Source organism: Campylobacter sp. 107, from assembly GCF_002383835.1.
GTDB classification, from domain to species: domain Bacteria; phylum Campylobacterota; class Campylobacteria; order Campylobacterales; family Campylobacteraceae; genus Campylobacter_D; species Campylobacter_D jejuni.
The window spans coordinates 47,642-61,344 of the sequence record NZ_NXBA01000042.1 but is presented as its reverse complement, the minus strand read 5'-3'; the positions used below and the strand labels follow the sequence as shown (position 1 = coordinate 61,344).

The 13,703-nt window shown below is 31.1% G+C and carries 10 protein-coding genes and 3 pseudogenes; 7 read left to right on the top strand and 6 right to left on the bottom strand.

The features are described from left to right. Window positions 1–93: 93 nt before the first annotated feature. From BGS40_RS06065 to BGS40_RS06050, 4 genes and pseudogenes are all read right to left on the bottom strand, one after another. Window positions 94–1,776: an L-lactate permease gene (locus tag BGS40_RS06065; RefSeq protein ID WP_052794142.1), complete on the bottom strand. Its 1,683-nt coding sequence runs from the start codon at window positions 1,774–1,776 to the stop codon at window positions 94–96. Window positions 1,777–1,936: 160 nt separating this feature from the next. Next, window positions 1,937–2,504 (bottom strand): annotated as a pseudogene (locus BGS40_RS06060) (cytolethal distending toxin subunit A/C). A 3-nt stretch (window positions 2,505–2,507) separates the two neighbouring features. Next, window positions 2,508–3,286: pseudogene (locus BGS40_RS06055) on the bottom strand (cytolethal distending toxin subunit B family protein); the annotation flags it as partial. Next, window positions 3,283–4,030, bottom strand: a pseudogene (locus BGS40_RS06050) (RICIN domain-containing protein). The pseudogenes BGS40_RS06055 and BGS40_RS06050, both read right to left, overlap by 4 nt. A 149-nt stretch (window positions 4,031–4,179) precedes the next feature. Between BGS40_RS06050 and BGS40_RS06045 the strand changes: the two are divergent. From BGS40_RS06045 to cydB, 3 genes are read left to right on the top strand one after another with little or no spacing between them, the layout of a single operon-like run. Beyond that, a complete protein-coding gene (locus BGS40_RS06045; protein WP_002851632.1) occupies window positions 4,180–4,413 on the top strand; it encodes a DUF4492 domain-containing protein in 234 nt (77 codons plus the stop codon). Then, window positions 4,414–5,976 (top strand): cytochrome ubiquinol oxidase subunit I, encoded by a 1,563-nt coding sequence (locus tag BGS40_RS06040; protein WP_069176487.1) that lies wholly within the window; start codon window positions 4,414–4,416, stop codon window positions 5,974–5,976. Then, window positions 5,976–7,100, top strand: coding sequence for a cytochrome d ubiquinol oxidase subunit II (gene cydB, locus BGS40_RS06035; protein ID WP_052794145.1), 1,125 nt, complete (start codon window positions 5,976–5,978; stop codon window positions 7,098–7,100). Before BGS40_RS06040 ends, cydB begins: the two co-directional genes overlap by 1 nt. A gap of 193 nt (window positions 7,101–7,293) precedes the next feature. On the opposite strand, the gene BGS40_RS06030 is transcribed toward cydB, so the two are convergent. Further along, window positions 7,294–7,989: an aspartate/glutamate racemase family protein gene (locus tag BGS40_RS06030; RefSeq protein ID WP_096738507.1), complete on the bottom strand. Its 696-nt coding sequence runs from the start codon at window positions 7,987–7,989 to the stop codon at window positions 7,294–7,296. 121 nt (window positions 7,990–8,110) lie between these two features. Further along, window positions 8,111–8,806, bottom strand: a complete 696-nt coding sequence (gene ung / locus BGS40_RS06025; RefSeq protein WP_052782298.1) for a uracil-DNA glycosylase — start codon at window positions 8,804–8,806, stop codon at window positions 8,111–8,113. A 271-nt stretch (window positions 8,807–9,077) separates the two neighbouring features. On the opposite strand from ung, the gene aspA reads away from it, so the two are divergent. The 4 genes from aspA (at window position 9,078) to BGS40_RS06005 (ending at window position 13,682) form a co-directional block, all read left to right on the top strand. Further along, the gene (gene aspA / locus BGS40_RS06020; protein WP_002851742.1) at window positions 9,078–10,484 is read left to right on the top strand and encodes an aspartate ammonia-lyase; all 1,407 of its coding nucleotides are present in this window, start codon (window positions 9,078–9,080) and stop codon (window positions 10,482–10,484) included. 15 nt (window positions 10,485–10,499) lie between these two features. After that, on the top strand, window positions 10,500–11,837 hold the full coding sequence (locus BGS40_RS06015; RefSeq protein ID WP_002859768.1) for an anaerobic C4-dicarboxylate transporter: 1,338 nt from the start codon (window positions 10,500–10,502) through the stop codon (window positions 11,835–11,837). Window positions 11,838–11,942: 105 nt separating this feature from the next. Then, window positions 11,943–13,304, top strand: coding sequence for a COG3014 family protein (locus BGS40_RS06010; RefSeq protein WP_096738506.1), 1,362 nt, complete (start codon window positions 11,943–11,945; stop codon window positions 13,302–13,304). Between the two features lie 9 nt (window positions 13,305–13,313). Further along, complete coding sequence (locus BGS40_RS06005) at window positions 13,314–13,682, top strand: YcfL family protein (protein ID WP_002857767.1); 369 nt, start codon at window positions 13,314–13,316, stop codon at window positions 13,680–13,682. Window positions 13,683–13,703: the final 21 nt, after the last annotated feature.

Sequence of the window (13,703 nt, the reverse complement as noted above, 5' to 3'; positions counted from 1 at the left end):
TATTCTAATCCTGTAAAAATAAAAGCAAAGTAAAATTTCTAACAAATATTCTAAAAACGAATATTTGTTGAAATAAAACTTAAATTTTTTTAATTATTTCACTATAACTTCAGGGATGATTCCTTGTAAGAAAAAAGCTATAATGCAAGTCCAAATTCCTATTAAAATAATAAAAGCTACAGAATATTTTAATGTGAATTTGAAAAGATCAGATTCTTTTCCCACAAGTCCAACCGCTGCACAAGCTATAGCAATGCTTTGTGGACTGATCATCTTTCCAACAACCCCACCTACTGAATTAGCTGCTAAAAATAAAGCTTCGCTAATACCTAGTTTTTGAGCGCTTACTTGTTGCAAGGTTCCAAAAAGTAAATTAGCACTTGTATCAGAGCCTGTTAAAAATACCCCTATCCAGCCAATGATTGGTGAAAAGAAAGAAAAAGCATCACCTGTGTGTGCAAAAGCAAGTCCTAAAGTAGTGCTCATACCACTATTTTTAGAGATAAAAGCAAAGGCCACAACCAAACCTATGGTGATACAAGGTATAGCCATTTCTTTTAAGGTAACCCAAAAGCATTCTGTAGCATCTTCGGCTTTGATTTTTAAAATAGCTATAGTTAGAAAAGCGGCAAGTAAAATCGCTGTTCCTGCTTGAGCTACGGTTTTTCCATTGATTAAATCTACACCCAAGGCCAAAGATAAAGGCTTAGCTTCTCCTATGCCTGTGATAGAAGGGCTTAAAATTCCAGTTGTGATATTGCTAAATTGTAAAGTAATACTTGTATAGCTTAAAATTCCGTCCTTATCAAAGAGAGCTTTAAACCAAGGTTGTGTCCAAATGATAATACAAACAATGAGTAAAATAAAAGGTGACCAAGCTTTTAAAATTTGATTAAAACTTAAGGTGTTATCTTGAGTGAAATTGCTTTCATTGTCAAATCTAAAAATATTTTTTGGTTTCCAAAATTTCAAAAATACAGTCGTAACTGCTAAAGAAACCACAGCTGAAATAATATCAGGTAATTCCGCTCCTAGGTGATTTGAGCTTAAAAATTGAGTAGTTGTAAAACTTAATGCCGCAACTAAAATAGCTGGAAAAGTTTCTTTAATACCTTTAAATCCATCCATTAAAAAAACTATGAAAAAAGGTATAGTAAGGCTTAAAGGAACTAGCATTCTACCTACCATGGCAGAAACTGAATGCTGTTCTATGCCGACAAGATTTGCCATAGCAATAATAGGAATTCCCACCGCACCAAAAGCAACAGGAGCGGTATTTGCGATAAGACAAAGCCCTGCAGCTTGTAAAGGACGCAAGCCAAGTCCTACTAAAAGTGCAGCGGTTATAGCCACAGGGCCACCAAAACCTATAGCACCCTCTAAAAATGAACCAAAACAAAAACCTATTAAAATCACTTGAATTCTATGATCCGGAGTAATGCTCATCACGCTTTTTTTAATGATTTCAAAAGAACCTGACTTGATAGAAAGTTTGTAAAGAAAGATTGCCGCGATGATAATCCAAGCTATAGGCCACATACCGTTTGTAAAGCCTTGAATAAAACTTGCACCCACTAAATTCCAAGGCATTTTATAGGCAAATAAAGCTACCAAAGTAGCAAGTATAACAGTTAAAAAACCTGCTTGATAGCCTTTAAGTTTTAAAACAACCAAACAAACTAAAAAACATAGTATAGGTAAAAATGCCACTAAAGCACTTAGCCAAATGTTTGAAAAAGGGTCATAAATTTGTTGCCATGTTAAAATTTGTTCCAATTTTTCCTCCTTGATAATTATTATGTATAAATTTATTGTAACAAAAAAATTAAATTAAAATAAAAGAATTATAGAGTAAGGTAAATTACATTGTATTATTATTAATTATTTTGTGTATTTTAGTAATATCATAAATATTAAATCAATATAAAAATAGAACTTATTCTAAAGGGGTAGCAGCTGTTAAAGATGGGGTTATAATCATTAGTTTATTTACTTCAGCAAAAAATTAGAATCTAAGGTGCAAGGGGCTATTCCAAAGCGTTTTTGTATAGGAATATTTGGATTAAAAAAAGTTACTATACATTCATCAGATTCCAAAACTAAAGAACGAATTTGCACAGCTGAAGTTGTTGTTGGTATTATAAAAATACAGTTTCTAATTTACCATCTTTTAGATCATCTTGACAAGATTTTGCTCCAAAGGTTCCATCTTCTAAGATAGCCAAACAAAGATCGTTTTCCTTTGGATTTGTAAATTACACATAACCAAAAGGAAGTTCATTAGCTAATTTATCTTTTTGTTTTAACTCATTGCTTAAAACAATTTCTTTAATATTCCAAATTTTGATCAATAGGATCTTTTGAGGTATCCCTAAAGGCACTAAAAATTCCCGTTTTCGAGCTTCTTTATAGAAACCATTTCGGTAAAATCTTTCAAATTTCCAGCAAGAGTTGCAAAGGCTAAAGTTATAAACATAAAAAAACAAAGTAATAATTTTTTTCATATTAAATGTCCTAAAATTTACTGAAAATGATCTTAAACTTGCAAGCATTAAAATCGCAGCTAAAAGTGGTGGAGTATAGGTTTGTTGTCTGTTTGAATTTCCTGCTAATTGCATAATCAAGAGTTCTTCCGCTTGTTTGAGTTGCGCTAGTGGGAAAAACCACTCTAATTCTATTTACTAATTCTCTATCCGCTGTACTTGTTATAGTAGAAGGATCACGGTTAAAATCCTCTGCTATCATCTAGTTAACTTGAGACATATTTGCAAAATGTGTATCTACGGCTGTGATAATTGCTCCTACATCTGTTCCTCCATTAGCTAAAGCATGGATATTGAAAAAAGCATCATTTCCATTGCGAATTCCTATAATGGGTCTTGAAACTGTAGTAGGCGGAGGTAAAACAAATCACTTCTTCAGCCTGCATTCTTGAAGCTATAGCTAAATTTACACGATTAGTTCCTACATCAACGCGAGAATAATAAATAAAAACTCTATCAGGTCTTGAAAGAGTTCCCAAATTCCACTCATATTCATCAATGGGTATTCCACCTTGCTCCACATGGCGTCCTGTTGGAGTGGCTGTTCTTGGTAAAGTTCCTGCTTCTTGTATCATTAATATATCTAAAGGGTTTGCTCCACTTACAAGTTGTCTTACGCTAATACTCCATTCGCTTTTTGTGGCTGCGGATGAGCCTTGCAAATTCCAAGTGCCAACATTAAAATTTTCTAAATTTGCAAAAGTAAGGTTAAAAGATAAAAATAAACATATAATTTTTTTCATCGTACCCCTCCTTGGCGATATAAAGGTTTTTGCGGTAAAAGGTGGAGTAGTTAAGAACCATTGTTGATCAAAATTATCTTTTTTTGTACACTCTACGGTAAAAATTTTAAAAACCTTGTGAAAATCACCATAAAGATTTGTAATAGGTGCTTGTATGCATTTTCCATTTCATAAATTTTTAATTTGAACTGCTGTGTTGCTCATAGGGATAAGTTTCCACATTTGTGCGTGGTTGCTTGCATCGCAAGGATAAAGGACAATTTTATTGCCATAAGTATTAAGACAGGTATTGGTTTTGGCATTTTTAATTATTACAAAATCATTAGGATAAAGCAAAAGTTGCCAAACTCTAGCATCGCCAAATCCAAAATACAATTTCCTTGTGCTAAAGCCCAAACTGTTAAAGCTGCTCCGCTAGGGCCTAAAATGGTTAAAAAATCAGAAACCGCAGGGCGATTTTCAAAAATTAAAACATCATAAAAGCTTCGTCTTTAAAGCGAGGATTGATTTCATTATACTGCATTATTGTTGGCGCTATTACTTGTTCTAGTTAAAGGTGGGGTAATGGGAATAATAGGTATTAAATCAGCACTGCTAATTAAATTTGGAATTTCTTGATTGGTAGGAAAAGTAGGCTTAAGTCTTAGTTTTAAAGGATCAGTATCTTCAAATTCTACAAATGAACGCCCCAAAGGATTTGCATTTTAAAATTTTAGAAGAACATGTATAAAGAAAAAAAGTCATAAAACAACATAAAATAAAAAATATAATTTTTTACATTAAAAACCTTAAATATGTATTTAAATTTTTAAGAAAATAATAACATAAATTTCATTATAATTTCCCGCTTTTTAAAAATGTTTTATTTTGTTGTTTTTAAAGGTAGAATTTACATGTATCTTAAACACTTATATTTTAGCATCTCTCAAATTTTTAATTTTTACAAAGAAGGTTTTAAAAATTTAACTCTTGGAAAGACCCTTTGGAAAATTATTTTTATCAAACTTTTTGTTATGTTTGTGATTTTAAAACTTTTTGTTTTTGATGTAAATTTTAATTCTATTTTTAAAAGCGACAAAGAAAAAAGCACTTTTGTACTCAAAAATCTTACACTCGAAGGAAAATAAATGAACGAACTTAGTAGCGTTGATTGGTCAAGAGCGCAGTTTGCTTTAACTGCACTTTATCATTTTTTGTTTGTGCCTTTAACCTTAGGCTTGTCTTTTATGATCGCTATCATGGAAACCATCTATGTAAAAACTAAAAATGAAAGATGGAAAAAAATCACCAAATTTTGGCTTTCATTGTTTGCTATAAATTTTGCTATCGGTGTAGCTACAGGCATTATAATGGAATTTGAATTTGGAACAAACTGGGCAAATTATAGCTGGTTTGTGGGTGATATTTTTGGTGCACCTTTGGCGGTTGAAGGTATTATGGCATTTTTTTTAGAGGCTACTTTTTTTGCAGTTATGTTTTTTGGCTGGGATAAAGTAAGCAAGGGTTTTCACTTACTTTCAACTTGGTGTGTGGCTATAGGAAGTAATCTTTCTGCTTTTTGGATTTTAGTGGCAAATGGTTGGATGCAATATCCTGTAGGAATGAGCTTTAACCCTGACACAGCAAGAAATGAAATGCAAAGCTTTTTTGAAGTAGCACTTTCTCCTGTAGCTATTTCAAAATTTTTACATACCATAGGCAGTGGTTATGTGATTTCAGCTTTATTTGTAATGGGAATTTCAGCTTGGTTTATGTTAAAAGGACGCCATATTATCGAGGCTAAAAAAAGCTTAGTTGTAGGAGCTAGTTTTGGTTTGGTTTGTTCAATCTTTTTGTTTTTCAGCGGAGATGAAAGCGCTTACCGTGTAACTCAAACTCAACCTATGAAACTTGCAGCTATGGAAGGGGTTTATCAAGGTGAACATCGTGCAGGACTTGTACCTTTTGGAATTTTAAATCCTAAAAAAACCATAGATAATAACGAAAGTGTGTTTTTATTTGACATTACTATACCTTACGCTCTTTCTATATTAGGAAACCGTGATCCAAATTCTTTTGTTCCAGGAATTGAAGATTTGATCTATGGAAATGAAAGCAAAGGGATAGAACCTATGCAAAATCGTATCGATAGAGGAAAAATCGCTATACAAGCTCTAAAAGACTATAAACTTGCTAAAGAAAACAATGATACAATAGCTATGGCAAATCACAAATCCATTTTAGAAACTCATTTTAAAGATTTTGGTTATGGATATTTAGAAAAACCAAGCGATACTATTCCACCTGTGGCTTTAACTTTTTATAGCTTTCATATCATGGTTGCTTTAGGAAGTTTTTTCTTTTTACTTTTCATCGTTACGCTTTATCTTACTATGGCAAATAATATTGAGAAATTTAGAAAAGTACTTTGGGTGTGTTTATTATCCATTCCATTGGGTTATATCGCCGCTGAAGCAGGTTGGATCGTTGCTGAAGTAGGCAGACAACCTTGGGCAATTCAAGACTTGCTTCCTGTACATATCGCAGCAACACAACTTGGAAAAGTCAATGTTCAAATTTCATTTTGGATTTTTGCAGTACTTTTTACAGCCTTATTGATTGCAGAAGTTAAAATCATACTTACTCAGATTAAAAAAGGTTTTGATGCACATGCAGGGCATACTCCACTTATGGGCAAAGGAGAAAAATAATGTTTTTTGGTTTAGAACTCGAAGGTTTGCAAATTTATTGGTGGTTGATTTTAAGTTTACTTGGCGGACTTTTAGTTTTTATGTTTTTTGTTCAAGGCGGACAAACTTTAATCGATGAGCTTAGCAAGGATGAGCTTGAAAAAACTATGCTAGTTAATTCTTTAGGGCGTAAATGGGAGCTTGGTTTTACAACTCTCGTACTTTTTGGCGGAGCAGCTTTTGCAGCTTTTCCACTTTTTTATAGTACAAGTTTTGGCGGAGCTTATTGGGCTTGGCTTTGTATTTTATTTTGTTTTATTTTACAGGCTGTGGCTTATGAATATCGCAAAAAAGAAAATAATGTTTATGGCTCTAAAACCTATGAAATTTTTCTTAAAATTAATGGTTATTTAGGTGTGTTTTTAATCGGAGTTGCAGTAAGTAGTTTTTTTAGCGGTTCTGAATTTATCTTAAATGAGCATAATTTTGTTTCTTGGCAAAATCCTTTGCACGGCTTAGAACTTTTACTTAATCCTTTTAATTATCTCTTAGGCTTAGCTTTAGTATTTTTAGCAAGGCTTTTAGGCGCAGCGTATTTTATGAACAATATCAATGATGAGAATATCAAAATAAGAGTTATGAAAAAACTCATGATCAATAGTATTTTATTTTTACCTTTTTTCTTAGGTTTTTTAGTGTGGATTTTCTTAAAAGATGGTTTTAGTGTAGATGCAAATGGAGTTGTAAGCATGAGTGCGAATTTATATTTATATAATTTCTTAAATCAAATGATTTTTGCTGTTTTGCTTGTTATTGGTGTGATTTTAGTGCTTTTAGGTATGGTTCAAGGAGCAAAAGGTTGCTCTAAAGCTATTTTTACCCTAGGACTTGGAACGGTTTTAACAGTTTTTGCTTTATTATCAAGCATTGGTTTAGGTCAAAGTGCTTTTTACCCATCTTTAAGTGATTTACAAAGTTCTTTAACTTTAAAAAATGCAAGTTCAAGCTATTATACTCTAAGCGTCATGGCTTATGTGTCTTTACTTGTACCTTTTGTTTTAGCTTATATTATCTATGTTTGGAATGCAATGGATAAAGTAAAAATCACACGCGAAGAAATCGCAAACGATGATCACGCATATTAAGGAAAAAAAATGTTACATGCTTTGTTTTTATTGGCTTGGCCTTTAGTAATTTATCTAAGCTATAAATTTATCATGCTAAATATCAATCAATTAGAAAAAGATAGCAAATTATAAAGCAAGATAAGATTTAAACCGATATAAGTATAAATCTTTTCAAAATATTGCAATTTGCCCATTTTTGGGCATCTTTTAATTATAAATCTTTTAAAGCTTCATTAGCAGCATCAAGGGCGTGAATAAGACTTGTGTCAAAAATTTTGATATTTGTATCATTTTTGGATATTAATAAACCAATTTCAGTGCAAGCTAAAAGCACTCCCTTTGTCCCTTTTTCTTGTAGTTTTTTTATAATATTTAAATATTTTTCTTTAGATTCTTGCTTGATTTCGCCTTTACAAAGCTCATTAAAAATAATATCATTAACGATTTTTATATCTTCATCGCTAGGAATAATAACGCTAATATTTTCTTCAATAAGCACTTTTTTATAAAAATCCTGAGTCATTGTGTATTTAGTACCCAATAAACCAATTTTTTGCATGTTTTCTTGTTTTAAAGCCTTAGCAGAACTTTTTGCAATATGTAAAATAGGGATATTTATGTTTTGTTGAATTTTGTCAAAAACCTTATGCATAGTATTAGTTGCAATTATTATAAAACTAGCCCCTGCAAGCTCTAATTTTTTAGCACATTGAGTTAAAATTTGTGCAGCTTCTTGCCATTTATCTTGGCTTTGTAAATTTTCTATTTCTTCAAAATTAACACTGTAAAGTAAAATTTTTGCAGAATTTAAAGATTTTAATTTATCATTTATAGCTTGATTTATTGTTTTATAATAAGTAATAGTGCTTTCAAAACTCATTCCGCCTATAATACCAATGGTTTTCATCTTTTTCCTTAAGAATTAATTTTTTGAGTTGTTTTATTGGAATATGTTTCTATAGGAATACGATTTATTTTTAAATAAATAAATATATTTTAATATTTTTATTAAAATTTAAAATAATTTTTTAAACTATTTTCCAATCTATAGGAATTTTACCAACTTTTTTTAAAAATTCATTAGCCTTTGAAAAATGCTTACAACCTAAAAATCCTATTCTAGCTAAAGGGCTTGGGTGAGCTGCTTTTAAAATCAAATGCTTAGTATTATCAATCAAAATCTCCTTGCTTTTTGCGTAATTTCCCCAAAGCATAAAAACAAGCCCTGATTTTTCATTACTTAATTTATGTATTATAGTATCACTAAATTCTTGCCAACCCCACGAACTATGGCTAGCTGCTTTATTTGCTTCAACGCTAAGAATAGAATTTAAGAGCAAAACCCCTTGTTTTGCCCAAGAGCTTAAATCTCCGCTTTTTGCTGGAGTGATGTTTAAATCATTTTGCAATTCTTTAAAAATATTATTAAGACTTGGTGGGATTTTTACATTTTTTGGAACCGAAAAACTAAGCCCCATTGCTTGATTTGGTTGATGATAAGGATCTTGTCCTAGGATAATAATTTTAATTTCTTTTAAAGGACATAAATTAAAAGCATTAAAGATTAAATTCGCAGGCGGATAAATAATTATATTTTGATTAATCGCATTTAGGTATTGTTTTTTGATTTCTAGAAAATATTTTTTTTGAAATTCGTCTCTTAGAAATTCTTTCCAGTCATCATTTATTTTAATCTTATCTATGTTTATTGTAATTTCTTCCATATTATCCTTAATTATTTAAATTATTAAAAATTTTATTCTAACAAAAAAGCTTACAAAAATATATTAATTTTTTTTTAAAGTAAATAAAATTTTTTATATTAATAAAAATTAAATATAAAGACATAATAGGATATAAAAATACTTAATTTATCGTATTTGAAAGCAGTTTACTTATTAATCAATTATTAACTAAAAATGCGATATCATTATTTTATGATTTAAATCAAAAATTTTTGATTTAAAATTAAAATACTTTTATGAAAGGTTCAAAATGGGAACAAGAAAAGAACATGATTTTATTGGGGAATTGGAAATCTCTGATGAGGTTTATTATGGAGTGCAAACTTTTAGAGCTGTTGAAAATTTTGATATTTCTCATGATAGATTAAAAGATTTTCCTCGCTTTGTTAGGGCTTTGGCTAGAGTAAAAAAAGCTGCAGCTATGGCAAATCATGAATTAGGTCTTTTGGATAAAAATATCCAAGATGCGATTATTAAAGCGTGTGATAAAATTTTAGAAGGTGGGTATTATGATCAATTTGTAGTAGATATGATCCAAGGAGGTGCTGGAACAAGTACAAATATGAATGCTAATGAAGTTATAGCAAACATAGGACTTGAACTTATGGGTCATAAAAAAGGTGAATACCAATATCTTCATCCAAATGATCATGTTAATTTAAGCCAAAGTACTAATGATGCTTATCCTACAGCTTTACACCTTGCCTTGCATGATTATTTAAGTGATTTGGCAAAAGCTATGGAACATCTAAAAAAAGCTTATGAGAGAAAAGCTGAAGAATTTAAAGATGTTCTTAAAATGGGTAGAACCCAACTGCAAGATGCTGTACCTATGACTTTAGGTCGTGAATTTAAAACTTTTGCCGTAATGATAGGTGAAGATATACAAAGAGTATTAGAAGCTAGAAAATTGATTTTAGAGATCAATTTGGGTGGAACTGCTATTGGAACAGGAATTAATTCTCATCCTGATTATCCGAAGGTTGTAGAAAGAAAAATAAGAGAAGTGACAGGTTTTGAATATACTGTGGCTGAGGATTTAATCGAGGCGACTCAAGATACGGGAGCTTATGTACAAATTTCAGGTGTTTTAAAACGTGTTGCAACAAAACTTTCTAAAGTATGTAATGACTTAAGACTTTTAAGTAGTGGTCCAAAATGTGGTCTTAATGAGATTAATCTTCCAAAAATGCAACCAGGTAGTTCTATCATGCCAGGTAAGGTAAATCCTGTTATTCCTGAAGTAGTTAATCAAGTTTGTTATTTTGTTATTGGAGCAGACGTAACTGTAACTTTTGCTTGTGAGGGTGGACAATTACAACTTAATGTTTTTGAACCAGTTGTAGCATATAGCTTATTTAATTCTGTTGTAATGCTAGAAAAAGCAATGTATACTTTAGCTGATAAATGTATAGATGGTATTACCGCAAATGAAAAAATTTGTTCAGACTTTGTCTATAATTCAGTAGGTATAGTAACAGCTTTAAATCCTTATATTGGTTATGAAAATTCAGCTTCTATAGCCAAAGAGGCAATGAACACTGGAAAAAGAGTGGCTGATATTGCGCTTGAAAGAGGGCTTTTAAGCAAAGAACAAATTGATGAAATTTTAACTCCATCAAATATGCTAAATCCTCACATGGAAGCTAAAAAATAGCACTTAGGATTTAATATGGATATAATGATAATTTTGCAAGTAATTGTCCTTCTTGGGGCGATTTTTATCGGTATTCGCCTAGGTGGTATTGCTATAGGTTATGCTGGAGGATTAGGTGTAGTTATATTAGGGCTTGTTTTAGGTATGAAACCTGGTAATATTCCTTGGGATGTTATTTTAATTATTGCCGCAGCTATTGCAGCAATTTCTGCTATGCAACAAGCAGGTGGACTTGATTACATGGTAAGGGTGACAGAAAAAATTTTAAGATCAAGTCCTAAATTTATAAATTATTTAGCTCCAGCTTGTGGGTGGTTGCTTACAATTTTAGCAGGAACAGGAAATGCGGTATTTTCTTTAATGCCTGTTGTAGTTGATGTTGCAAAATCTCAAAACATAAAACCTAGTGTTCCACTTTCATTAATGGTTGTTTCTTCGCAAATTGGAATCACTGCTTCTCCTGTAAGTGCAGCTGTGGTTTATATGAGCGGAGTTTTAGAGCCACTTGGATGGAATTATCCAACTTTAATTGGAATTTGGATTAGCACAACTTTTGTAGCTTGTATGCTTGCAGCTTTTATAGTGAGTTTAATCACTCCTATGGATTTGAGTAAGGATAGTGTTTATCAAGAACGATTAAAAGCAGGACTTGTAAAGGATGCAGGAGCTGTTTTGCATGGCGAAGATAAACCAGGTGCTAAACTTTCAGTGGTAATTTTCTTGATCACTGTTTTGGCAGTTGTACTTTATGCAACTGCAATTTCAAGTAATATTAAATGGATTGATCCTGTTGTGGTTCCAAGAGATGCAGCTATTATGAGCTTTTTACTTACTGCAGCAACTTTGATCACTTGGCTTTGTAAAGTTGAACCAGGTAAAATTCTTGACACTAGTGTATTTAAAAGCGGTATGACTGCTTGTGTTTGTGTTTTTGGTGTAGCATGGCTTGGAAATACTTTTGTTGCAGGACACGAAGCTTCTATCAAAGAAGTAGCAGGCGACTGGGTTAAACAAACCCCTGCTATGTTAGCAGTTGCATTTTTCTTTGCAAGTATGCTTTTATATTCTCAAGCAGCAACCGCAAAGGCCATTGTACCTGTAATTATCACTGCTTTAGGAATTTCAGCAGCAAATCCGCATGATTCTTATATGCTTGTAGCTTGTTTTGCAGCAGTTTCAGCACTTTTTGTACTTCCAACTTATCCCACTTTGTTAGGTGCAGTGCAAATGGATGATACAGGAACGACTAGAATTGGTAAATTTATATTTAATCACTCATTCTTTATACCAGGGGTTTTAGCTATTGCAATTGCTGTAGTATTAGGCTTTGTATTAGCTCCTATGCTTATTTAAATCAAACCCTAGGTTTTTCTCCTAGGGTTAAATTTTTTTCATTAGTTTTTAAGTATATACTACGTTATAATATTCATTTTCAATTTTCTTTAAGAAAGGAATTTAATGAAGATAAAAGTTGGGTTGATTTTTTCAGGTATTGTTTGCCTTTTTTTAACAGCTTGTGTTAATCAGGTTAAACAAAATACAATATTTGAAAATACTTTAACACAAAAATATTGTGGTGATGATTTTTTCAATCAAAATTTAGAAAAAATTAAAAAAAATGATGATGTCATTTATACAGGATTAAATGCAGGTTTGATTGCTAGAAATTGTGGTGATTTTAATAAAAGTAATGTATTTTTTGATGCTGTAGAAGAATCTTATAAATATGATGTGGATTTAGAAAATGTAAGCCCTAAAGCAGCTAAATTTATTGGTACAACCTTGCTTAATGATAATATAGTAGATTATGATGGTTCTTTATATGAAAGAATTATGGTTAATATATATAAAGCTCTAAACTATATGGAAGAAGATGATTATGAAAATGCAAGAGTTGAGTTTAATCGTGCTTTAATGCGTCAAGATAAGGCAAAAGAATATTTTGCTAAAGAAATTGAAAAAAATCGTGCTGATTTAGATAAGGCAAAAGAAGATAAAAATTATGATAAAAATATGAATGAAAATTCAAAAGTTATAGAAGCGCAATATGACAACTTATTTAAAGAATTTGATACAACAAAAAATTTCATAAATCCTTATGCGACTTATCTTGCTTCAATATTTTTCTTTATGGATAAAGATTATAGAAAAGCTGCAGATTTATTTAGAGAAGTATCTATTATTTATCCAAAAAACAAAACTATCAAAAAAGAGGCTAAAATTTTTAAAGAATATGCTACAAAAATAAAAGTCAAAAAAGCTAAAAAATATGTTTTTGTAGTTTATGAAAATGGATTTGGTGTAGTTAAGGATGAATTTGCTTTAACCTTACCTTTTATAGTGGATAAAAAAATTATTAGCACAAATATTGCTTTACAAACCTTGAAAAAAAGGGAAGCTTCTTTTGCAAATTTAAATATAAATGGTCAAAATACAAATGATTTTGTAGATTTAGACAATATTGTCGCTACTGAATTTAAAATAAATATGCCTGCAATGATTGCTAAAGCCTTAGCTCAAACTATAGTTAAAACCACTTTAAATGTAGCTGTTGCAAATAATGACTCTACAGGTGGATGGCTAAGTCTTGCAACAGCAGTAGCAACTGCTGTAACCAACAAAGCTGATGTGCGTTCTTGGAGAGGTTTACCAAAAAGTATTGCTATAGCAACAATAGAAAACGACGGAAATTTAGAAATTAAAGATCCACAAGGCAATATTTTGTTTCAAAAATCATTAGATAAAAATAAAAATGCTCTTGTTGTAGTGCGTTCTTTTGCTCTGTATTTACCCGCAAGTGTTGCTATCATGGAAAAATAAGGCTAAAAGATGAAAAAAATTATTTTATTTATTTTAATGTTTTTACTTAGTGCTTGTGCACCAAGTTATCAAATAAATTCAAATCAAAATACTGTAATTTTAGGTTCAAATTTACCAAAAAGTTTAGTAAAACAATTTCAAAAGCGTATAAATAGCAATGGTTATTTAGAATTTGAAGTGATTTTACGCAGTACTTTTGCTAAAGATGTAATTTATAAAGTAGATTGGTTAGATAAAGATGGTTTTGTGTTAAGAGATGTTTTAAATGAGGACTATCAAGCCCTTAGAATTCCAGCAGGACAAGAGGTGATTCTTCGTAAACTTGCATCTGATATAAGAGCGAAGGATTTTAGGCTAGAAATTAAAGCAAAAAATTAATCTCATTTTAGGAAGGATAAA